The sequence below is a fragment of the Paenibacillus sp. BIHB 4019 genome, from assembly GCF_002741035.1.
GTDB lineage: Bacteria > Bacillota > Bacilli > Paenibacillales > Paenibacillaceae > Pristimantibacillus.
This window is the reverse complement of sequence record NZ_CP016808.1, coordinates 5,078,628-5,099,765: the sequence shown is the minus strand read 5'-3', so window position 1 is coordinate 5,099,765 and position 21,138 is coordinate 5,078,628. Positions and strand designations below refer to the sequence as shown.

At 48.6% G+C, this 21,138-nt stretch carries 23 protein-coding genes; 3 read left to right on the top strand and 20 right to left on the bottom strand.

The annotated features are described in order from the left end of the window. Nucleotides 1-129 precede the first annotated feature (129 nt). The 10 genes from rpsA to BBD42_RS22190 all read right to left on the bottom strand — a co-directional run bounded on the left by rpsA (nt 130) and on the right by BBD42_RS22190 (nt 7,791). Nucleotides 130-1,359: a 30S ribosomal protein S1 gene (rpsA, locus tag BBD42_RS22230; protein ID WP_056028850.1), complete on the bottom strand. Its 1,230-nt coding sequence runs from the start codon at nt 1,357-1,359 to the stop codon at nt 130-132. 100 nt (nt 1,360-1,459) lie between these two features. After that, on the bottom strand, nt 1,460-2,044 hold the full coding sequence (locus BBD42_RS22225) for a lysophospholipid acyltransferase family protein (RefSeq protein WP_099519918.1): 585 nt from the start codon (nt 2,042-2,044) through the stop codon (nt 1,460-1,462). A 3-nt stretch (nt 2,045-2,047) separates the two neighbouring features. After that, nucleotides 2,048-2,743 (bottom strand): (d)CMP kinase, encoded by a 696-nt coding sequence (cmk, locus tag BBD42_RS22220; RefSeq protein ID WP_056028853.1) that lies wholly within the window; start codon nt 2,741-2,743, stop codon nt 2,048-2,050. Between the two features lie 173 nt (nt 2,744-2,916). Next, on the bottom strand, nt 2,917-3,147 hold the full coding sequence (locus tag BBD42_RS22215) for a hypothetical protein (RefSeq protein ID WP_099519917.1): 231 nt from the start codon (nt 3,145-3,147) through the stop codon (nt 2,917-2,919). Nucleotides 3,148-3,206: 59 nt separating this feature from the next. Next, a complete protein-coding gene (locus BBD42_RS22210) occupies nt 3,207-3,860 on the bottom strand; it encodes a flagellar brake protein (protein ID WP_099519916.1) in 654 nt (217 codons plus the stop codon). Nucleotides 3,861-3,919: 59 nt separating this feature from the next. Next, nucleotides 3,920-5,287: a germination protein YpeB gene (ypeB, locus tag BBD42_RS22205; protein WP_099519915.1), complete on the bottom strand. Its 1,368-nt coding sequence runs from the start codon at nt 5,285-5,287 to the stop codon at nt 3,920-3,922. Between the two features lie 74 nt (nt 5,288-5,361). Beyond that, nucleotides 5,362-5,520, bottom strand: coding sequence for a hypothetical protein (locus BBD42_RS31855; RefSeq protein WP_172455585.1), 159 nt, complete (start codon nt 5,518-5,520; stop codon nt 5,362-5,364). 55 nt (nt 5,521-5,575) lie between these two features. Beyond that, complete coding sequence (prsW, locus tag BBD42_RS22200) at nt 5,576-6,274, bottom strand: glutamic-type intramembrane protease PrsW (protein WP_099519914.1); 699 nt, start codon at nt 6,272-6,274, stop codon at nt 5,576-5,578. A gap of 383 nt (nt 6,275-6,657) precedes the next feature. Beyond that, nucleotides 6,658-7,272 carry a genetic competence negative regulator gene (locus tag BBD42_RS22195; RefSeq protein WP_046232007.1) on the bottom strand — a complete coding sequence of 205 codons (615 nt, stop codon included), beginning with the start codon at nt 7,270-7,272 and terminating at the stop codon, nt 6,658-6,660. Nucleotides 7,273-7,470: 198 nt separating this feature from the next. Then, on the bottom strand, nt 7,471-7,791 hold the full coding sequence (locus tag BBD42_RS22190) for a hypothetical protein (protein ID WP_099519913.1): 321 nt from the start codon (nt 7,789-7,791) through the stop codon (nt 7,471-7,473). Nucleotides 7,792-7,984: 193 nt separating this feature from the next. Between BBD42_RS22190 and BBD42_RS22185 the strand changes: the two genes are divergently transcribed. Continuing rightward, a complete protein-coding gene (locus BBD42_RS22185; RefSeq protein ID WP_099519912.1) occupies nt 7,985-8,854 on the top strand; it encodes a polysaccharide deacetylase family protein in 870 nt (289 codons plus the stop codon). Between the two features lie 254 nt (nt 8,855-9,108). Here BBD42_RS22185 and BBD42_RS22175 read toward each other — a convergent pair whose 3' ends face one another. Beyond that, nucleotides 9,109-9,714, bottom strand: a complete 606-nt coding sequence (locus BBD42_RS22175; RefSeq protein WP_056028870.1) for a CPBP family intramembrane glutamic endopeptidase — start codon at nt 9,712-9,714, stop codon at nt 9,109-9,111. Between the two features lie 107 nt (nt 9,715-9,821). Here BBD42_RS22175 and BBD42_RS22170 point away from each other — a divergent pair, with 107 nt between their 5' ends. Continuing rightward, the gene (locus BBD42_RS22170; protein ID WP_099519911.1) at nt 9,822-10,739 is read left to right on the top strand and encodes a hypothetical protein; all 918 of its coding nucleotides are present in this window, start codon (nt 9,822-9,824) and stop codon (nt 10,737-10,739) included. Nucleotides 10,740-10,752: 13 nt separating this feature from the next. Here the strand turns inward: BBD42_RS22170 and BBD42_RS22165 are convergent, their stop codons facing one another. After that, on the bottom strand, nt 10,753-11,079 hold the full coding sequence (locus BBD42_RS22165; RefSeq protein WP_099519910.1) for a rhodanese-like domain-containing protein: 327 nt from the start codon (nt 11,077-11,079) through the stop codon (nt 10,753-10,755). A 285-nt stretch (nt 11,080-11,364) separates the two neighbouring features. Here BBD42_RS22165 and serA point away from each other — a divergent pair, with 285 nt between their 5' ends. Then, a complete protein-coding gene (serA, locus tag BBD42_RS22160; protein WP_099519909.1) occupies nt 11,365-12,954 on the top strand; it encodes a phosphoglycerate dehydrogenase in 1,590 nt (529 codons plus the stop codon). 335 nt (nt 12,955-13,289) lie between these two features. On the opposite strand, the gene BBD42_RS22155 is transcribed toward serA, so the two are convergent. The 8 genes from BBD42_RS22155 to BBD42_RS22120 form a co-directional block, all read right to left on the bottom strand. Beyond that, on the bottom strand, nt 13,290-14,756 hold the full coding sequence (locus BBD42_RS22155) for an ATP-binding protein (RefSeq protein WP_099519908.1): 1,467 nt from the start codon (nt 14,754-14,756) through the stop codon (nt 13,290-13,292). Beyond that, a complete protein-coding gene (locus BBD42_RS22150; protein ID WP_046231997.1) occupies nt 14,756-15,472 on the bottom strand; it encodes a response regulator transcription factor in 717 nt (238 codons plus the stop codon). Before BBD42_RS22150 ends, BBD42_RS22155 begins: the two co-directional genes overlap by 1 nt. A 27-nt stretch (nt 15,473-15,499) precedes the next feature. After that, nucleotides 15,500-16,762 (bottom strand): cytochrome c biogenesis protein CcsA, encoded by a 1,263-nt coding sequence (gene ccsA / locus BBD42_RS22145; protein WP_056028879.1) that lies wholly within the window; start codon nt 16,760-16,762, stop codon nt 15,500-15,502. Further along, nucleotides 16,759-18,420 carry a cytochrome c biogenesis protein ResB gene (gene resB, locus BBD42_RS22140; RefSeq protein ID WP_237163194.1) on the bottom strand — a complete coding sequence of 554 codons (1,662 nt, stop codon included), beginning with the start codon at nt 18,418-18,420 and terminating at the stop codon, nt 16,759-16,761. The genes ccsA and resB overlap by 4 nt, the downstream gene beginning before the upstream one ends. A gap of 12 nt (nt 18,421-18,432) precedes the next feature. Further along, the gene (locus BBD42_RS22135; RefSeq protein WP_099519907.1) at nt 18,433-18,966 is read right to left on the bottom strand and encodes a redoxin domain-containing protein; all 534 of its coding nucleotides are present in this window, start codon (nt 18,964-18,966) and stop codon (nt 18,433-18,435) included. A 90-nt stretch (nt 18,967-19,056) separates the two neighbouring features. Next, nucleotides 19,057-19,800, bottom strand: coding sequence for a pseudouridine synthase (locus tag BBD42_RS22130; protein ID WP_046231994.1), 744 nt, complete (start codon nt 19,798-19,800; stop codon nt 19,057-19,059). Between the two features lie 54 nt (nt 19,801-19,854). Continuing rightward, nucleotides 19,855-20,388 carry a spore maturation protein gene (locus tag BBD42_RS22125; RefSeq protein ID WP_056028883.1) on the bottom strand — a complete coding sequence of 178 codons (534 nt, stop codon included), beginning with the start codon at nt 20,386-20,388 and terminating at the stop codon, nt 19,855-19,857. Continuing rightward, nucleotides 20,381-21,049: a nucleoside recognition domain-containing protein gene (locus tag BBD42_RS22120; RefSeq protein ID WP_099519906.1), complete on the bottom strand. Its 669-nt coding sequence runs from the start codon at nt 21,047-21,049 to the stop codon at nt 20,381-20,383. The genes BBD42_RS22125 and BBD42_RS22120 overlap by 8 nt, the downstream gene beginning before the upstream one ends. Nucleotides 21,050-21,138 lie beyond the last annotated feature (89 nt).

The window sequence follows — 21,138 nt, the reverse complement described above, 5'->3', positions numbered from 1 at the left end:
TTATTCCACCTTTTCGAGAAGGCTGCCAGGCTATATTCTGAAATGTTAAAATGCAAAAGGCCAAGCAGCTGCTTGGCCTTTTGCGCGAACATATATACGTCAATGCCCGCTGTAAAACGCAATAACGTATTATTTCAATTTATTCAGTTTGTCGCCGAAACGCTCAGCCAGCGAGTAGCTCATGCTTTGGCTGTTCAAGCTAACATTAGGATTGTTCAGTTCCTCTTGTTTAGGAGCGCGCTCGCGTTGTTGTCTTTCTGGCTTTTGCGGTTGCTCAGGAGCTTCTTCTGTTTCCTTGATGCTCAGGCTAACGCGTTTTTCAGCAGGGTTGAAGTCAAGAACTTTCGCTTGAACTTCTTGCCCTTCTTGCAATACCTCGAAAGGAGTCGCAATATGGCGGTGAGCGATTTGGGAAATGTGTACCAAACCTTCAACGCCTGGAGCAATTTCAACAAATGCGCCGAAAGTAACGAGGCGACGAACTGTACCTGTTACGATATCGCCAATGTTGAATTGGCTTCCAGCTGTTTCCCAAGGACCTGGTTGAGCAGCTTTCATGCTCAGGCTGATTTTACCAGCAGCCGGATCAACTTTAAGAACTTTAACCGTTACCGCTTGACCTTCAGCTACTACATCTTTAGGATGAGCAACGTGCTGCCATGAAAGCTCGGAAACGTGAACGAGACCATCAACGCCGCCGATATCAATGAATGCGCCAAATGGCGTCAAACGTTGAACAGTACCTTCAAGCTGCTGGCCTGGCTCAAGAGCCGCGATCAATTTTTGTTTGTTGCCTTCAAATTCTGCGTCCAATACTTCTTTCGCAGACAAAATGACTTTGCCGTTCTCTTGGTCGATTTCTTTCACTTTTACGCGAAGTGTGCGGCCTTTGTAGTCGCTGAAATCTTCTACAAAATGACGCTCAACCATCGAAGCCGGGATAAAGCCGCGTACGCCAACATCAGCGACAAGGCCGCCTTTTACAACGTCAGCTACGACAACTTCAAATACTTCGCCGCTCTCGAAACGAGCTTGCAGCGAATCCCATGCGCGCTCGCCATCTACGCTTTTCTTGGAAAGAACAAGCTTTTCTTTCTCGTCATCAATGCTGATAACTTTAAGCTCAACTTCTTGGCCTACTTGTACGGCATCGTTTGCATTATCCAATTGAACTGCGGACAGTTCGCGAATCGGGATAACACCGTCATATTTATATCCAAGGCTTACGTAAGCTTGGTTATCTTCGATTTTGACGATCGAACCTTTAACTGTATCCCCTTTTTTCAAGGATACGAAATTATCCATAGCCTCTTGATTTTCCGCTACTGCGGACTCTTGCACATTGGTTTCTTCTGACATTGAAATAACCTCCTCAATTCATCCAACAACTTTTCAACTTACAAATTTATTTAAATCCGCCAACGTTCTAAAGTGAAACATTAAGCAGCATTTAAAACAGCTATGTTTGTTTGTTCGCTGCAATAAGAGCGCGAACATCCTTCATTATCGCATCCGTCAGACGGTCCAGCTTATCCGGTGAAGAATCATCAATAAATGCGGTAAGATCAACCGGCTTGCCATAATAAACCGTTACTTTGCGAAACAAGGAATAATTACCCACAATTGCCACAGGTATAACAACCGCATTGCTGCGAAGCGCAATCATTGCCGCCCCCTTCTTCGCTTCCCCGCCTTGATTGCGGCGAGAGCCTTCCGGGAAAATACCCATTACATTGCCTTCCTTCAGCAGGGTAATCGCTGATTTGATCGCCTCTTTGCTTACGCCTCCGCGCTTAACTGGAAAAGCTCCAAATGCCCGAATGAGCGGTCCGAAAACCGGAATTTTAAACAATTCCGCTTTCGCCATATAATGGACTTTCCGTGGAACTTTGACACCGACCGTAGGCGGGTCAAAATTGCTGACGTGATTGGCGCATAAGATGACCGGCCCGTCAGCAGGTATATTCTCAAGCCCTTTGGCTTCAAGACGGAATAGGCATATATAAAGCACGCGGAGAAGAAATCGGAACAACAGGTATAACATAGTTTACTTCGCCCCCGCCAATTTGGTTCTGCTTAATTTGACAATAGCCTGAGCGACCTCTTCAATCGACATCGCCGTGCTGTCCAGCAGGATTGCGTCTTCAGCGCGGACGAGCGGTGAAATTTCCCGCTGTTCATCCAGTTGGTCACGCTGCGAAATTTCTTCTGCAAGCTGTTCCAGCGTCACCGGCTGCTTGCCGGCTAGCTCCTTGTACCTGCGAAGCGCACGCTCCTCAACGGATGCTGTTAAAAAAACCTTCAACTCAGCGTTCGGAAGCACATGGGAACCGATGTCCCTGCCATCCATTACAACACCTTTCTCCTCAGCCAGCCTGCGCTGCGCTGCGCCAAGAAATTGTCTGACCGCTTCATTCGCCGCATAATGAGACACATTCAGCGTCACATCGCGTGAACGGATTTGTTCGGTGACATTTTCCCCATTCAAAAATACAGTCTGTCCATTGTCGCCTGCCTGCAGCTTAATGTCCAGATGCGTCACATGGTCAGCAAGCTTGCCAGCTTCCTGCGGCTTAATGCCCGCCTGCTGCGAACTATAGGTCACGGCTCGATACATAGCACCTGTATCAATGTATACATATCCTAATTGTTCGGCAACTTTACGCGCTACTGTGCTTTTCCCTGCCCCAGCAGGTCCATCGATAGCAATGTTGATCCGCTCGCCGTCACCGTCTTGCTGCATCACTAAAAGTCAACCCCCCTTATGTCGAGATGGCTGGCTTGATACACCGTGACAGATGCGACGCTAACCTCTCAATAAAAAAGCAGGCTTTGCCTGCGGACGTGAAAATTATACCACACTATACGAGCGGATGCAAAAACACCCTCCACCTTGCTTTTAGGCATTTGAACGCATTATGAAGAAACCTGTCCTTGCAGACGGGTTCCTTCCATGCGCTCGGCTCCCGACAGCAAGTGTCTGACCGTGCTGCTTTGCAGCGCTGTTTGCGCAAGCAAACATGCGATAAGCAGCGCGGCAGCCACGATGCCGAGCCCTTTTCCTATTTTATCAAACGAAACTGAAAAAGACTGGCCAGAAGCTTGTCCCTCCTGCCGTTTCCGGCTTTGCCCAGACGCGCGAGCCATGCAATCATTCCCTTCTATCCCTGTTAAAGGATAGCATGCCTAGAGGGCGGCCCAGCTATTCAGCGGTTGCGGAATTCCAGCTGGCGCTCAAAGCAATAGCGAATAATCCGCTGGCGGTCTGAATCATTAATGCCGGCAAATTTAATCATCGCCTGATTGCGCCCCGTTTCAAGCTTTACGACCCGCACGATTTCCGCATTGAAGGATGCATGCTCTATGGACCCATTTTTATAAGGAACAAGCAGCCAGCACTCCAGCACCTGACCTTGGGAAATCGGCCATTTCCCATCGCAAATGAACGAGATTCCGCCGCCTCCAACATCATCTGTAAGCGCCACGAAGCGGACCTGATCCGGCGTTTTTACTGCGATTTCAAGCTCTGCAGCTACCCGCAGAAAATTGCGCCGCTGCACCTTTGTAATCTGGTCAAGGTCCGGCTTCCGAATTTTGACCAGCTTGACGACGTCTTCCCGGAAACCAAGAACGTGGGAATTAAAGAAATGCTTGATTCCGTCCTCCGATACAAAATAGACCGAAAGCTCGTCTCCCAAAAACATTCTTTTCATTCTGCCATTTTGGCTATTTATTGGGTTCTCAATCAAAAAACCTTCATCCAGCACCTCGGCAATACGCGCCTTGTACTCGATGGCAGCTTCTGCTTCATCAGAAGAAGCAATTTGGAAAAATAACATTTGATTAATTTTCGGCAACAAGTTGGCTCCCCCCTATAATGCTGTCATTATAACACGACATATAGAGAGGAGCCATATGGTTATTTACCGGAACTTGCCACTTTGTCAAGCGAAGACAGCACTTCAATCGATTCTTCCATACCGCTGTCTGCATTAATGTAAATGCGGTAATCGCTATCATTGATCCGGCCCGTATATTCATAGCACAGCACTTCATTGCCGTCATCATTTTTGATCAGCGCCATCTGCTCTTTGGACACTTTCATATCCGGGTTCAGCGCCTTGCGCGCGTCTGCTTTGGAGATGCCTGCCTTCGGCAGCGTCCGCTTATGATGCTCGAACACATATTCATTCGCTTGCAGCGCCGCTATATCTCCATTATCAAGCGCAACCTTGACCGTCAGCTTGTCTGGATAAATCAGTACATCGTCCTGGTTGCCGACGAAGCCGAACGTTCCTGCATTATCATAAGCGTCATAGCTGACCGCCTTCATGCCGTCAAAGCCATGCTCATTCAAAAACTTTTCAGCCGCAGACCGCGCCTGCTCAATATCCAGCTGCTTCTCTCCAATTTCACGGGGATCCATATAAGCGATCAGTTGGCCGCCCTTTTGCGAAAAATCCATATGGATCGTACTGCCCGACTTATGCTCGGACAACACTGCGGAATACGAGGCATATTCCGTGCCTTTGCCATTTTCAGCAACGCGAATTTCTTTGCCATCGCCTTTTTTGCCGGCAAACTTGGCAGCGCGCTGCTTAATTTCCTCTGGCGTAACAGCTTTACCGCTCAACATGCTGATTGGGCGCTTCTCGTACATGCTTGAAACCGAAGGACCCCAGTTAATTTCCGGATAGCTGCTTACCTTCTTATCGACACCTTTGAAGCCATCGACAATCGTCTGGTCGCCCTTGGCTTCCTTCGCAGCCAATGAAAGCTCAACGTCCATCCAGCGCAAATGATTCGAGAGCACTTTTTCCTGCATGCCCTGCAAATCTTTTGAAATATCCTTGGAGTTGGCGTACAGCGTTTTGAGGGTTTTGAATTCATCCTCAGACAGCGGCTGCTTCGTCAAATCGCGAACGGACGTTTTATAGGCAAAATTGGAAATGCGCGACAAAAACTCCTCCGCCTTGTCAAATGGAAGCATCGACAGCGGCAGCTGGCTAATTTCGTTCTGCGCCTCGCTTGTGAGCCGCCATACGTTAACGAGCCCTTTTCGGTGATACGCTTGCGAGGTGGAATTGACGGCTAACGTATTGCCAAGCTGCTGATGCAGCTTATCCACATGGTAAGTTAAATTATGGAACGCCCGTTGATACTGATTTTCCGCCTTCATCAATACAGCGTTTTTCTCCTGATGCTCCTGATAGCCCCAATAGAGCGAACCTACGAGCAAAATAGCCGCAATTGGGAACAGCACCGCGCTTATCCGTTTATAAACCATACAAAAAGCTCCTTTCTTGTGCAAACCTGGTGTTAGTTTGGTTTGCTGAAAGGAGCTTTATGCATTCAATTTGTTTAAAAACTATGTTCTTCAATATCAAGATCGTCGATGTTGTTGCAAATGCACTGCTTAAAACCAGTATCTACGCCGCTGCCTTCGCGCTTGCCCCGCAAAACGAACTTCTCGCCACACACATTGCAGCGAATGGTTACTTTCACTCTGACTGCTTCCATCCCTACCTCCAGCTTATCGAAAAATATTCTCTAGCTTTCAGTATGGACGGCTGCCTTACAATTTAACCTCTTCATCCCGCTTCAAAAAACGAAATGGCGATCGCGAGTTGGCCCGCTGCATTTTTCGGAGGCCAACGACCCATAACACTGCCATGAACGGAATGATGAACCAGATCCAGCTGGAACGCATCGTAATCATAATCCAGTCATAGCTGCCGTGCAGCATAATCGGCAGCAGAAACGATACGATAATATAATTTCTGCGTTTTTTGCCATTGCTCTCGAACTTCGCTTTGCCTACGTAATAGCCCATCATAATGCCGAAGAGGGCATGTCCCGATACGGGAAGCAGCGCCCTCATAACGAGCGAGCCGAACGACGCGGGAACCAGAAAGGCATACATCACATTTTCGAGCGTCGCAAATCCTAGCGATATGGAACCGGCGTACACGATGCCGTCGTAAGGTTCGTCAAACTCCGTATGATTGTAAATAAAATGATAAAGAACGAACCATTTCATAAATTCCTCTACGCCAGCCGATTGAATAAAAGAAAAAACGACTGGATTATCGCCCCACCAAAGCTGCAAGCCGCGCTGCACAACCATAATCGGCAGCACGATCAGCACGCCCAGCAAGAACATCCGGACGACCATATGAATAGGCTCCGTATCGTATTTGTCCTTTAAATATAAATAAGTCAGCAGTGCTATTCCTGGTGCCACAGCTGCTGTCAAGACAGAGATCCACATCATCGCCGTTCTTCACCCCCCCCATGCCGTGCCTGCTGCAACCACCCTCGATAGCGGAAGGCAGCCTATCTATTTCTACATCATCCCTGTAATAGCCCTCATTATTATGCATCCGTTCAGTGTAGACCAAGATTCTGTGTCCTACTGCCCAGCTAATCCTGCTTGTCCAACCAATCAGAGATGTCAAGTTCCTCTTTATTATACAACGCTACAGACACATCGGATATACCAATTATTATAATGGCAACACCTCGCGCCATTGCCGTTTCCCTAACTTTGGTGTCGACCAGCGCTTGTACGATTACATAAAAAGAAGAAGAGCACCAGCAGGCTTAACAGCTCCTGCAGATGCTCCGTTCATTGCGCCCTCTTCGCTTAAGCATTGCCTAGTTGAAAAAATGAGTGCATATTTCTTTCACAGCCTCGGAAGGCATGATTACTTTCCCGTATTCCTCCAGCATCGCATAAGTGACCGATGTGGCTTCGCCGTATTCTGCCAGCAGGGCAATAACGGCATTGTGGCGGGACGTTTCAATCAAAGCCGGTTCCAGCGCCAGTATATATTTATTATTGTAAGCATACAGGCGCCCATCTTCTGTCAGGGCAGCGGCTTGCAGCTGTCTGCAAACCTGTATAACATCCTCGAAATCCCGAAAGGAATACATGACGATATCGCTTTGCTCAAGCGTCACTTCCATTTCGTAAATTTCGTCATCTGCGTCATCATCATCGGACGTTCTCTCTTCCGAGCTTCCGTTCATTTTGCCGCGAGTGACAATCACGACCATACCTTGGGCCGGCAGGGCAAACACTTCGACCGCTAACGGTCCGCTGGCATCGAATCCAAGTTCACTGTATGCTTGATCCATCATTTCACTGAATAGTTCGTGCACCTTTGGAATTTCGCGCCACATGTCGTCCTTCTGGATCCCTCGTTCCAGCAGGTCGTCGAACGTCAGAAATATTTTTATCTTGTCCTGACTAAGTCGTTCGATCTTCATGACAGGATCCTCCTCTGCAGCATCTGTTGTAACAGCGTATGAAATTTATAAGAAGATGTGACCAAAATGGTCAAATCAAACTATGTAACTACTTTATCATGTTCAAACTCGGATTGCACCTAAAATAGGCAAAAAGAATCGTTCGAATCTGCACTTTTTCAGTGCCTCGTTCAAACGATTCCTTCCAGAAACTGTTGGTTAATGTGTCTTGTTCGACGATTCCGCCATGATCTCTTCGGCTTGCTGTTTCAGCTCTGGATCACTGTTCATCATTGCTTCAATCTGAACCCAGCCGTCTCCGAATTTTCCGGCGGTATCGTCTGTACGCTTTGGGCCCTTGTTTACAGCCTTTTTCGTCCAATCGTCATTCCACAAGGACATCGCCTTGTGGCCAATCGTTGAACAAGCGCTCGCCAGCACGCCAGCTGCAAGTGCAGCTGTACCTGGACGCTTGCGGGCAACATACAGAGCAGCGGCTGCCCCGGCAAGCCCTCCGAGAAGAAATCCTCTTAGCCTCATAGTAGGACAAAACCTCCTTGATTTAGGGCCCTAAAAAATCCCCAAACAATATTCGATTTCACCCTTTATTGTGGCTAGCCTCCTCTTATTTATCCTGCTTAATAAAGGAAATCCTGCGGCCTGCAAAACACAGCATGATTGATTATGCTACAATAATACCCATTGACAACTACAACATTAATGGAGGTTCATTATGTTTAAACGAATGACCGCATCGCTTGCTGTTCTTTTGGGAGCTGCATTGGTTGCTGCCGCTTGCAGCCAGCAAAGCGTTCCGTCTGGCAGCAATCTGCCGCAGGAAAGTGCTTCGGCACAGGAAAGCCAAGCAGCCGAGCAGCCGACTGCCGCTTCTCCTGCCCTTCAGCAAGAGGAGCCAACGCCATCAGAAGAAGCAACGCCGTCGCCAAGCAAGGCACCGGCTGCCAAGCTGTACAAAATGGACAGCGTATACCGTTTCAAACCGCTTGATAAAGAAACGACGGATAAAGTTGTGCTGCTGACCTTTGATGATGGCCCGCACAACAAGGAGGTGCTGACCAGCCTGCTTGATACGCTGGACAAGCATAAGGCTAAGGCGATCTTTTTCGTAAACGGCTACCGGGTTAAAGCGAACCCTGATTTGCTGACGCTCATTCATGAGCGCGGACAGACGATCGGCAACCACTCCTGGGACCACATCAATTTGAAAAAAGAATCCGCCGCCAAAGTAGAGCAGCAGGTTGCTGATGTTCAGGATAGCGTCATGAAGCTAACCGGCGAAGCGCCAACGTTTTTCCGGCCCCCTTATGGCTCCGGCAACGATAGCGTTAAAGAAATCGTCAAAAACCACGGCATGCTGTACATGACGTGGTCCAATGGTTCGCTTGATTGGGAACAGAAATCTCCCGGAGATCCTGACAAAGTTGTCGCGAGTGTGCTGGAACAGCTGCACCCGGGCGCCAACATTTTAATGCATGAGCTGGCCTGGACCGCTGAAGCGCTTGACAAGCTGCTGATGCAGCTTGAAGACAAGGGCTATGGCTTCATCGATCCGGCTGCAATTGATACGGGCCTCGCGAATTAGAAGCTTGGGACAGCCAAGTGCTCCGTTAGCTTAATTCGCATATTTCAATCCGTACCAGAACAGTCCTGCGACCAAACTCAAAAAGAGAAAAAACAATACATTATAATACCATCTCGTTACTTTGCTAGCGCCCGAAGGGAACTTTTTCCGTCTTGGGGGAAGGATCTCCCTTCCCTCTTCATCGATTCGGGGAGCTTCCGTTTTCTCGGGCGACGGCCCTTTGCGCGTGGCTTTCCCGAATTTTTGTACCCTGCTCATAATTGCCCTTTCGGTTCCCTCCTGAATCTGATAATAAAGCCCATAATCATATCTATCGCAAAGTGTGCAAGAATTGGGGCCCATAAGCTGCCGGTTTGTATATAAATCCATCCTAAGCCGTAGCTGATGGAAAACACAAGTCCAGTTGGAATCCAATGCTTTAAATACCGGACATGAATGGCTGCAAAGATGATGCTTGTCCAATATGGCCCGAAAGCGTGCTGCAAAGCGCCCCTGAAAAGCAGCTCCTCGCATACCGAGACAACGAACGACAATACGATAATATGCCAAATCGGGCGTTCACGGAAAATCCGGTCATTTACGCCGCCATCATCGGCTGCTTCATCAGGCACAAAGCGGGAAATGGACAAATCTACTATGAGTACAACCGCCGCTAATCCTAGTCCAAACCATACGACGGCAAGCTCTTTTGGAAAATGAAATAAATGAATTATGCTCTGACGCTGAAATAAAACCCATATCAAGCCGATAATAAAAGTAAGTGCTTGCGTCATGTACAAATTAATGAGCAGCATGCGATCGTCAAGCTCGTCAACGGTCACCTTGCGCACTCGAATTTTACGGATGTCGAATTTTTTCATAACTTCCCGCCCGTCCTGGAGGTTCGTATTTTTGATGTAAATTCACCTGTACGCACAGGCAGCAAAAGAGAGCAATAATGAATACATACATAAAAGGGAGTTTTGTTATGGAAAAGCAGCTAACCCGTTCCGCCATGTTTTACAGCATTGGTTTTATTTTTATGCTGGTTTGCGCAGTCGGCGCATTTTTCTATGGAGTACAGTACGGCAGTGAGCAAACTAAAACCAGCTACGAAATGAAACAGTTAAACAGTGAGGCTAAATCCAAGCCGACTCCGTATCAGCAGCAAGATCTTGTCTCCTACTATCATACTGTATTTCTGCCCTACCGTGAATTCCAAAACGAATGGTTCAATGCTTTGAAAAAACTGGAGCAGGATGATTCAGCCGATGGCAACGCCATATTTAAGGATTTGTCCAAGCTAGCCAAGAAAAAAGCAGGCGAGGTCGCTTCCTTCAATATGCAGCAATCGCCACTGCTCGGCGAAGCACAGACGAGTGTTATTAAAAGCCTTGAATTGTTTGAGCAAACGTCAAACAGAGCGGCGAACAAAGCGAAGACGCTCAATTCTGCGAAGCTCATCGCAGCCGTTAATGACGATTCCATTTACCAGGCAGCTGTGAAGCAATCCCTTTCCTCGCAGCAATCGTATTACAGCGCGATGATGAAATGGGCGGCTACCGTAAACAGCGACATTCCTAACGAATACAAGTTCCCGAATATTTTGGAAATCAGTAAATGGAACAAGCTGCCCCTTATTGTGAAAAACAAATTGATGGCTGACCATTTGTTGTCGCATAAGCAATTAACGAACTTCTATCCGCAGGATCTGGTTATCCGGATCGATGAATTTATTAAGACGGGGCAAGCAAGCAAAATGAAAATCCGCTCCATCGCTGCCATTGCTGAGCTGCTGATGAATACAGCCGCCGTACGCAATGGCGACTATAGCAGCGGCTTCGAGCAAATGTACAGCAAGGAAGTGCTGCCGCTGCTGCCTTTCTTCACTAATACCTCATCTTAAAAGACTGCTTGTGCTAGTCGTATTGAAACCCTTGAAGCAGGGCTATGGCCGCCATTCCTCCGGTTACATTGTGGAGGCTGCCATAGCCCTGCTTTTCTAAATATCCGCAAACATTAGCGCTGCGTACGCCATGTGCGCATACGATATAAAGCGGCTTGTCATCCGCTAATTGTCCCAAGTGATGAGGAATCGTATTCATCGGTATAAGCGTAGATTGCTCTAGATGATAATAGTCCCATTCAAACGACTCCCGAACGTCAATGACTTGCCCTGCCTCTATATTTCCTTTCTCCAAAAGCTGCAAAAAAACATCCGCTTCGATCTCTTCCCAATTATTCATGTCTCGTCTCTCCCCTTTATCTATTTAAGCAGGCAATGCATGAATCATATCAAAAAATTTCACATTTGATCAAGTTTGAGGATTGCAATTGTCCATGTTAATGCTTTAAAATGATAAAGGCTATCCTTTCTTTCATTCGACATGAATCGAGGAGCCGTTTGACTATATGAAACTCTCGCCTCGCATGCGCATGTGTGCAAGGGCGGTTTTTATTTTAGTATCACACCTGATGTAGCTTACGAAATGATTTTAACATTCGCAAAAATTTTAGGGGGCAATCTACTTATGTTTAAAGTGCTAGTATCCGATCCCATCAGCGATCTGGGCATCCAACAGCTTGTAGACGCGGAAGATATCATTGTCGATAAAAAACCAGGTTTAAGCGAGGACGAGCTCGTAGCCATTATTGGCGAATACGACGCTCTGCTCGTTCGCAGCCAAACGCGTGTAACAGCACGCATTATGGAAGCCGGCAAGCTTCTTAAAGTCGTTGGACGCGCAGGCGTTGGCGTAGACAACATCGATCTGGACGCTGCAACGCAGCGCGGAATTATCGTTATTAACGCTCCAGACGGCAATACGATTACAACTTGCGAGCATACTTTCGCCATGATGATGGCTGTAGCCCGCCATATTCCTCAAGCTTACATGAAAACGGTCAATGGCGTTTGGGATCGCAAATCCTTCCTTGGCGTAGAGCTTCGCAACAAAGTACTAGGCGTTCTTGGCATGGGCCGTATCGGCAGCGAAGTGGCCAAACGTGCGAAAGCTTTTGGAATGGACATTCTTGGCTATGATCCGTTTATGACGGAAGAGCGTGCTGAGAAGCTTGGCATCAAGCTTGCATCGGTTGAAGAAATTGTCCGCAATGCAGATTTCATGACGGTTCATACTCCGCTTACACCTGAGACTCATCATATGATTGGCAAAGACCAATTTGCTGTTATGAAGCCCGGCATGCGCATCGTGAACTGCGCTCGCGGCGGCATCATTGATGAAATTGCTCTGGTTGATGCGATCGATAATGGCATCGTTGCTGGAGCAGCGTTCGACGTATTTGAAGTTGAGCCTCCAGCTGAGGACCACCCGTTCCTGAAGCATCCGAAAATTATCGTAACGCCTCACCTTGGCGCATCGACAGTTGAAGCGCAAGAAAACGTTGCGATCGACGTTTCGGAGCAAGTGCTGCACATTTTGCGCGATGAGCCGTTCAGCAATGCGGTTAATATGCCGCCAATTCCGGCTGGCCTGCAAAGCAAGCTTCAACCGTATTTCATTCTTGGCGAGAAGCTGGGCAGCTTTATTTCCCAAATGACCGACGGTCCGGTACAAGAAATCGTTGTCGGTTACTCCGGTGATCTTGCAGAAGTAGATACTCAGCCACTGACTCGCTACGTTGTCAAAGGCATTCTGTCCCACCACCTTGGTACTGAGCAAGTGAATGTCGTCAACTCGATGCACCTTGCTAAAGAGCGCGATGTAAACATCGTCGTTCAAAAATCGCATATTTCAAAAGACTTTACAAATCTCGTAACCGTATCGCTGCGCACGAAGAAGGAAGATCGCACTGTTGCCGGAACGCTGCTTACTGGTTATGGCCCGCGTATCGTTCAAATTGACAATTTCCCTGTCGATGTTACGCCAGAAGGCAATCTAATCCTGATCTCGCATAACGATAAGCCTGGTATTATCGGCCGCGTAGGTACGTTGCTTGGAACGAATGACGTGAACATTGCAACGATGCAGGTTGGTCGTCAGCTAGAGGGCGGCTCCGCGATTATGGTATTGCGTGTTGACAAAGGAACGCCTAAAGAGGTTCTTGAGCAGCTAACGAACTTGACTGAGCTGAACACTGCAAAAGAAATCAAAATCTAATACGGACTTCTGTCCTTGCGAAAAACCCCGGAGTGGTCGTTGTTGACACTTCGGGGTTTTTGTTTGCCGCTGGGCTTGCTATATTCTGCACTATTCTCCCCTACTCCTGTTCCATGCTCTTTACCTGACAGCAGGCTGCTATACACCTTCTAATCGGCTTTTACAGCCATAGATGTCTTGGAGTGATAGTTATAGCTAAGGCTCCGATATCGACGAGATTGAGCGTCTCAGGCCCAATGACAACTCTATTCCATTTATTCAAATGTTTCACGAGCAACAAGATTTAATGCTTCTTTTCAACAAAAAATAGCGCTCCTAGCGGAGCGCCTTGACAGCTAATGCTTTGTTTCGACAGGCAGCAGCAGCGTAAAGGTTGTCCCTTTGCCGAGTATGCTGTCTACTTCTATTTGTCCATTATGCTGGGTGATGATGTTTTTGACGATCGCAAGACCGAGGCCTGTTCCTACAGAGGTGCCGCGCTTGCGCGATTTGTCTGCTTTGTAAAAGCGCTCAAAGATATACGGCAAGTCCTCGCTAGGAATGCCTTGTCCCTCGTCTTTAATTTGCATTTGGATATAATCGGTATGGTTAATCGTCATCGGGCTTGCTGCAATCGTCACAGATTTGCCAAGCGGCGTATGCCGCAGCGCATTATCGAGCAAATTCGTCAGCACCTGTTCCAGCCGGTCTTCATCCGCCCCAAGCAGCAGCAGCGGCAAATCAGGCAGCTCGGTCTTGAACATGACTTCCCGCTCCTTGGCAAATACCTGGAATTTGCGATGCACACGCCTGATTATTTGCTGCAAATCGAACTGCCGCAAATTCAGCTCCACATGCCCGGCTTCCATCCGCGCCATATCCAGAAAATCATTGACCAGCCTGCCCATGCGCAGCGATTCATCATAAATGACCTGCACAAGCTCCTTGCGCTCCTCTGGGGAAGCGACAATATCGTCTAGCAGCGCTTCGCTATAGCCTTGCATCATCGAAAGCGGCGTTCTAATCTCATGGGAAACATTTGCTACAAAGTCACGCCGCAGCTTCTCCAGCTTATGCTCCTCCGTCACGTTCCGAATGACCGCGACCGCTCCGCGGGCAACGCCATCCAGCATTAGTGGAGCCATAACGACCGACCACATGCTGTTGTGCACGTATACTTTATTTGTAACGTCGCGGCCTTCATCCATGACCTTCTCAAATATATCAAGCAGCGGCCCAGGAACCGAGCAATAAGGCTTCGTACTATCGTAGAAAGCATCTCCCCACTCCTGATCCAGATCAGCCCAGCGGTTTATTAGCAGATGCCCTGGCGGATTGGTCAAAATAATTTCGCCCTCAGCATCAAACGTAATAACGCCATCCCCCATGCTGCGCAATATGCTCGACAAATGTTCCTTCTCATGATTAAGATCATGAATCAGCTTGTCGACCTGCTCAGTCATATTGTTGAACGTATTCGCCAGTTCGCCAATTTCATCATTGGAGCGGATCTTCACCCGCATCTGATAATTTCCTTGCGAAATCGAATCCGCGGCTTCCTTCAGCTCAAGCAGCGGCTGCTGGATTTTACGCGATAGAAAAAAAGCAAAGAAGGTCGACATCAGAAAACCGATAACTGCTACGATGACGAACAGCAGCATCACTTCATGGCTGGCATCTTTTTCAAACAAATAACCGATATAGGGCACGAGAAATACGCCAAGCGTCAGAAGAACGACAGCCACGAGCAAAATAATCGTTACCCACAGCTTGCCAACGACGCTATGCCACAGCAGAAAAGGAGAGTACTTCCTCCAGTTCATTACTTTGGCACCTCAAGCTTGTAGCCGACGCCCCATACCGTCGTAATCATGGCAGCTGCGTCGCCCGACACTTTGTTCAGCTTCTCGCGCAGACGCTTGACATGCGTATCAACGGTGCGGAGATCACCGAAAAACTCATAATTCCATACATCCTTAAGCAATTCCTCACGGGAAAACACTTTATCCGGCGAAACAGCCAAATAATGCAGCAGCTCATATTCCTTTGGCGTCAAGCTCACTTCCTGGCCTGCCGCTGTTACGCGGTGGGCATCATGCTCTATGACCAAATGCGGGAATACGATATTGTTGCTGGAATTGACTTCCTTCGTCAAAAAAGCAGTAGCCGAGGAGCGGCGCAAGATCGCCTTCACCCGATAAATGACCTCGCGCGGGCTGAATGGCTTAACCACATAATCGTCAGCACCTACTTCAAATCCTTGCACGCGATTCATTTCCTCGCCTTTCGCCGTCAGCATAATGACAGGCGTCGCTTTCACTTGACGAAGACGGGAGCACATTTCCACGCCGTCAATTCCCGGGAGCATCACGTCGAGCAAAATCAGCGCATAGTCCGTAGCCGTAGCCATCTGTAGCGCAGATTCCCCATCTTCCGCTTCATCAATGACGTAGCCTTCCTTTTCCAAATACATTTTGAGCAAACGGCGAATCCGTTCTTCATCGTCAACAACCAAAATTCGGCTGGCGAAATTGGACATATTCATTAACCCCTTTCCCAATCGCGATTAATTCGTTCCCGCGTAAGAATGAAGGCCCGCTATTACCAGATTTACGCCAATGAGCGTAAACAAAATAACGACGAAGCCGATGACCGCGAGCCAAGAGGACCGCAGGCCCTGCCAACCGCGCGACAATCTGAAATGCAAATAAGCACTGTAGTAAAGCCAGGAAATAAGCGCCCAAACTTCCTTCGGGTCCCATCCCCAAAATCGGCCCCATGCAATATTGGCCCATATCATGGCAAAGATGAGCGCACCGAGCGTGAAAATTGGAAAGCCTATCGCAATGGCGCGATAGCTGATTTCATCCAGATCATCCGGGTCAACACCCTCCATGACTGGATGAATGACTGCGCCAAGCGGCTTGCGGAATACGAGGCGAAGCAAGCCATACAAAATTGTTCCGGCTATAATCGACCAAATAACCGTATTGAGCTTGCGGCCGGCATTAACGCCGTTCATCCATGATGGTGCCTCAAGCTTCGTATCCGTCATGCCGAGGAAGCTGTCAGCATGGACGACCTGGCTGTTATAAGGCTTCACAATTGGAGGCAGCGTATAATCAACCGTTTCGACTTTAGACGACTCAATCCCTTTAGAGTCGATTGTCGACAGCTCTTGCGAGAACTGTGCTTCATAACCAGCGGAGCGGAAACCAAATACCGCAACGAGAAAACCAATAATAATAATAATCGTATATAGCGAAAATTCGACCCAAAAACGCGATCTCCGCGCTTCCTTCGTCTCGCTTTTAAAATCAACAACCCGCAGCAAATACATAAGCCCTGCAGCAAAACCGACGGCAAAAAAGGCTTCGCCGAGCGCAGCTGTCGTGACATGCACTTTAAGCCAAATCGAGTTAAGCGCTGGAATAAGCGGCTGAACCTCTTGTGGAAAAACCGAAGCATAGGCCACAATAATAACCGTTAGCGGCAGGGAGAACATGCCCAGCAGCGCCTTACGATAAATCGCATATATGATCGTAAAAGCAATCATAATCGCCATGCCGAGGAAGGTCATAAATTCGTACATATTACTCGTTGGAATTTGACCGCTTCCTGCCCATCGTGTGAAGAAGAAGGTCAGATGGGCGGCAAGCCCCAAGCTTGAGGTTATAAACGCGATGCGTCCCCAGCGCTTCTCATGCTGAAACGGATCGCGGTTGCTCCACTTTTTCCCCGCAATCGCAATGACATAAAATAAAAAGGCAAAGCAATACAGAAAAAAAGCGGCTATAAAAGCATCACTGCTCAAATCAACTAAACTCACGCGTTATTCCCTCCGTTATCTAGCGACTTTGGATCTACGGCCACGCCAATTTTTTGAAGCGCGCCCGCCACATCCGCCCGCATGCCGTACCAGTTTTTATTCGTGTGTGCGCCAAGCGACAGCTGGCCATCGTCAATGCGCAGCCAAATTCTGCGATGCTGCCAATAGGAGCCCATCAATAGGCCAATCATTGAAATAGCTGCGCCGACCCAGACGAAGTTCAACGCCTTGTCCACACGAACGTTAAGCGAAGTAGAAGCTTCTGAGAAGTTGACATTTTGCATTCCGTCGACCTTAATCTCAAACTTGCTTGCTAAAGCGCCATTAATTTGATCTTGCCCAAACTTCTCCTTGTCCTTCTGCATCGGGAAATACATGTAAGGCTGCCCCGCTTCAGGCAGTCCCGGCCCGGTAATCAGAAAGACGAATGCTGGCGCATTCGGCTCACGTCCAAGCGTCGTCGGTTCGCCGTTCTCGCCAACTGCAAAATCCATGTAATTGGCGATCAGCCGCATCTTGTAAGGACCCAGCTCATAATTTAGCTCCGCATCCTTCATCATCAGCTCAAACGGCCCGTATTTCTCGCCGGTCTCTTTGTTGATCAGCATCGGCTTGACGCTGATCAGCTTGGGCGTCAGGTCGAAGTCAAACTGATAAAGCTTCAAGCCCTTATACTTCAGCGGGCTGTTGACGATAATATCATGTTTGGCTACTTCCTCCAGCACCGGCGTCTCGCCAGCCTCGCAGCCGCTTGTACACGTATAAAGGACAGCCGCCGTTTCATAGAGCTTCGCCCTAGCTTGTCCCTTCAGCTCTGGCGGAAGCTCGTCATCCGTATAAAAATCAACGGTAAACTTTTCATTTTTGACAAAATAGTTGGTGCCTTCAATCGGTACGGTCGCGCCGTCAGCAACGGAAATATAACTGTCCATTTGCCAGCCTGGCAAGCTGCGGGCGAGTATCGAGAGCAGAAACAAAATAAGGCCGATATGATTAATATAAGGCCCCCATCTACTAAATCGGTTTTTCTCCGCCAGCAGCGCTGAACCGTCCATATGAACGCGGTAGCGCTTCCGCTTTAGCTGAGCTGCAAACTGCTCCACCCATGCTTCGGCAGGCTCGTCCACTTTTGCGGAATAAACCGTCTTCTGCCGATTGATGAACTGGAGATGCTTGCGAATTTGCTGCTTGCTCAGTGCCCGATATAGCGGCAATATCCGGTCCAGGCTGCAAATGACGAGCGACGTTCCGATCATTACAAGCAGCGTAATGAACCACCAGGACTCATACGTGTGCGACAACCCCAGCATATGATAAATTTTCCCTGGGGTGCCGTATGTACTTTCATAATAAGCGGCAATATCAAAATTGTTAATAAACGTGTTTTCCTGCGGGTAAATCGTTCCGAGAGAAGCGCCGAGAAACGTCAGTACGATCAAATAAATCGCAATTTTGACGGAAGAAAAAAAACTCCAAATCCGGTCGATCGGATTTTGGTTTTTTTTCTGCGACCGCCGGGCAATGCCGTCATAACGCATTTCCAGCGGCTCACTTTGCTGCTGGTCCTCCATAAGCGGCTTGCCGCAGCTTTCGCACAGCACAGTTCCAACCGCGTTCTGATGCCCGCATTCACACTTGGTGTTATGTATAGATAACACGGAAGAAACCTCCTAATACGTTAACAGCTTCTCGATACGCTCATCGATGTATTCCTCTGTCATTCCGCCAACTGTAATATCCATAATGGTGCCATCCGGCTTAACGAAAAAAGTAGTCGGATACGACCTTAGTCCGTACTTCCGCTCCGTCTTCCGGTCAACATCGCGCAATATCGGATAGTTCAGCTCAAACTGGCGGACGAAATTGTTGACGGTGAGTGTATCCTCACTCAAATTAATAGCCAGAATTTCGAGGCCATCGTTTTGCCATTTGGCAAATTGACGTTCGAATTCCGGCATTTCCTTCACGCATGGCGGGCAGAACGTTCCCCAGAAATTAACGACGATCGCTTTGCCCTTATAATCGGACAACTGGTGCACGTTGCCCTGCAAATCTACAAGCTTAAACTCCGGCGGTGTGCCGCCCACCTTCGGAATGCCCCCGCTTTCGCCCGAAGCAAACAAGGTTGTTCCAATCGCATACCCTCCGATAATAAGCACGGCTGACAATATGACGATTTGCATAATTTTGCGTGACGATTTCATAGGGCTTTCATCACCTGCATTTCGGTTAGTGTGTCAACATAGTTAGTTCCATTATAACGAAAAGCTGGCGGCAATTGCCGCTGCCGCCGTCTACTTTTTATGAACTTTATGTGACTTGCGAGCAGCTTCGCGCAGCTCCTTCACTTCTACAGGCGTCAGATGGCGGAATTGCCCCCTTGCCAAATTATGCAAGCCCAGCTCGCCGAACTTCACCCTTCTCAAGCGAACGACAGGATGGTTAATCGCTTCGAACATCCGTCTAACCTGGCGATTGCGGCCTTCATAAATGGTAATACGGACAGTCGATGTATTCTCTTCCGTATTAACATCCTGGTACTCAACCTCAGCAGGAGCGGTCATGCCGTCTTCAAGCTTAACGCCCTTCTTCAATTGATCCAGCAGCGTTCCGTGAGGCACGCCTTTTACTGTCGCATAATAGGTTTTCGGTACATGATGGCTCGGATGCGTTAGAAGATTGGCGAACTCGCCGTCATTCGTCAGCAGCAGCAGCCCTTCCGTATCATAGTCCAAGCGGCCTACCGGATACACGCGCTCTCTGATGCCTGGCAAATAGTCAGAGACGATTTTGCGGCCTTGCGGATCGCTCGCACTCGTAATAACGCCCTTTGGCTTATTCAGCATCACATACACTTTTTTCTCATTTCGGATCGGCTTGCCATTCACGAGAATGACATCAACAGCAGGGTCTGCTTTCACACCAAGCTCGGTCACTTTCTCGCCATTGACTTCAACCACTCCGGCCAAAATCATTTCCTCGCATTTTCTTCGGGATGCGATGCCCGCTTGCGCTAATATTTTCTGTAAACGTTCCAATACTTTCACCTCAAACTTTATCATAACGATATGAGGCGCAAAGCACAAGCACTGTTAACCGAATATGTACATGCAAATGAAAATTGCCGCCAAAAAACCGATTAGATCGGAAAACAAGCCCACTTTAAGCGCATATTTCGTTTTTCGAATGCCGATAGCGCCAAAATAAACGGTCAGCACATAAAGCGTCGTATCCGTGCTTCCTTGAATGGTAGACGCAATCCGGCCAATCATCGAATCCGGTCCATAGGTTTGAATCAGGTCTGCGGTAAAAGCAAGCGACCCTGCACCCGTCAACGGCCTGAGTACCGCTAGCGGCAATACCTCGCTCGGTATGCTGAGCCAATCGAACAACGGACGAACGGCGCCAATCATAAAATCCATCGCGCCAGAAGCGCGAAACATGCTGATTGCGACCATCATCCCGACGAGATGGGGAATAATTGCAATGGCCGTACCGAAGCCGTCCTTAGCTCCTTCTGTAAAGGTCTCATAGACGGGCACTTTGCGAAAAGCCGCATAAAGCGGAATAAATACGATAATAGCGGGTATCAACCATGCCGATGCTCTTGTAAAAGCGTCAAGCAACGCCGCCACCTCCCCCCGAAGCTGCCGCAGCTCCTGGCTTGGATGAAGGAGCAATATGCTGGGATGGGCCTTTAATTATAGGCGGCTTTTGCCTGCTGCGGTACCAGCGATCAGCTGCAATCGCTGCGGTGGTGGCAATAAACGTTGCGGCGAGCGTCGTGCCGACGATTTCCGCCGGATTCGCGGAGCCGTAATTCATGCGTATCGCAATTAATGTCGTAGGAATAAGCGTAATGCTGGACGTATTTAGCGCGAGCAGCGTGCACATGGCCGGAGTGGCTACGGCCGGATCCGGGCTCAGCTTCTGCAGCTCCTGCATGGCCTTAATGCCCATAGGCGTTGCTGCGTTGCCTAGTCCGAAGAGATTGGCACTGAGGTTGCTCATAATATAGCCCAGTGCCGGATGGTTTTTGGGCACATCGGGAAATAGAAAGCGGACGACGGGACCGAGCAGCTGTGCCATTTTTTTCAACAGCCCGGCATCCTCCGCTATTCGCATCATGCCTAACCAAAACACCATAATGCTGATCAACCCAAAGCTGATCGTCACGCCGGCCTGCGCTCCTGTGAACGCGGCTCCGGCTACTGCATCGATTTTGCCATTAAAAGCACCGACGACGACGCTGATGACAATTAAAAACAGCCAAATAAAATTAACCATGCTTCCCGCCTCCCCAAGCAGTCAAGCGTAAACGGCGGCTTTCATCTCAATCACGAAGCAGCCGTTTCAGATTCAATTTAAAGTGGTAT

What these genes read in the sequence shown, in the direction of transcription:
- rpsA (WP_056028850.1), bottom strand. Translation starts at nt 1,359, where the DNA reads ATGTCAGAAGAAACCAATGTGCAAGAGTCCGCAGTAGCGGAAAATCAA.
- BBD42_RS22225 (WP_099519918.1), bottom strand. Translation starts at nt 2,044, where the DNA reads ATGTTATACCTGTTGTTCCGATTTCTTCTCCGCGTGCTTTATATATGC.
- cmk (WP_056028853.1), bottom strand. Translation starts at nt 2,743, where the DNA reads ATGCAGCAAGACGGTGACGGCGAGCGGATCAACATTGCTATCGATGGA.
- BBD42_RS22215 (WP_099519917.1), bottom strand. Translation starts at nt 3,147, where the DNA reads ATGGCTCGCGCGTCTGGGCAAAGCCGGAAACGGCAGGAGGGACAAGCT.
- ypeB (WP_099519915.1), bottom strand. Translation starts at nt 5,287, where the DNA reads ATGGTTTATAAACGGATAAGCGCGGTGCTGTTCCCAATTGCGGCTATT.
- BBD42_RS31855 (WP_172455585.1), bottom strand. Translation starts at nt 5,520, where the DNA reads ATGGAAGCAGTCAGAGTGAAAGTAACCATTCGCTGCAATGTGTGTGGC.
- prsW (WP_099519914.1), bottom strand. Translation starts at nt 6,274, where the DNA reads ATGATGTGGATCTCTGTCTTGACAGCAGCTGTGGCACCAGGAATAGCA.
- BBD42_RS22195 (WP_046232007.1), bottom strand. Translation starts at nt 7,272, where the DNA reads ATGAAGATCGAACGACTTAGTCAGGACAAGATAAAAATATTTCTGACG.
- BBD42_RS22190 (WP_099519913.1), bottom strand. Translation starts at nt 7,791, where the DNA reads ATGAGGCTAAGAGGATTTCTTCTCGGAGGGCTTGCCGGGGCAGCCGCT.
- BBD42_RS22185 (WP_099519912.1), top strand. Translation starts at nt 7,985, where the DNA reads ATGTTTAAACGAATGACCGCATCGCTTGCTGTTCTTTTGGGAGCTGCA.
- BBD42_RS22175 (WP_056028870.1), bottom strand. Translation starts at nt 9,714, where the DNA reads ATGAAAAAATTCGACATCCGTAAAATTCGAGTGCGCAAGGTGACCGTT.
- BBD42_RS22170 (WP_099519911.1), top strand. Translation starts at nt 9,822, where the DNA reads ATGGAAAAGCAGCTAACCCGTTCCGCCATGTTTTACAGCATTGGTTTT.
- BBD42_RS22165 (WP_099519910.1), bottom strand. Translation starts at nt 11,079, where the DNA reads ATGAATAATTGGGAAGAGATCGAAGCGGATGTTTTTTTGCAGCTTTTG.
- serA (WP_099519909.1), top strand. Translation starts at nt 11,365, where the DNA reads ATGTTTAAAGTGCTAGTATCCGATCCCATCAGCGATCTGGGCATCCAA.
- BBD42_RS22155 (WP_099519908.1), bottom strand. Translation starts at nt 14,756, where the DNA reads ATGAACTGGAGGAAGTACTCTCCTTTTCTGCTGTGGCATAGCGTCGTT.
- BBD42_RS22150 (WP_046231997.1), bottom strand. Translation starts at nt 15,472, where the DNA reads ATGTCCAATTTCGCCAGCCGAATTTTGGTTGTTGACGATGAAGAACGG.
- BBD42_RS22135 (WP_099519907.1), bottom strand. Translation starts at nt 18,966, where the DNA reads ATGAAATCGTCACGCAAAATTATGCAAATCGTCATATTGTCAGCCGTG.
- BBD42_RS22120 (WP_099519906.1), bottom strand. Translation starts at nt 21,049, where the DNA reads ATGGTTAATTTTATTTGGCTGTTTTTAATTGTCATCAGCGTCGTCGTC.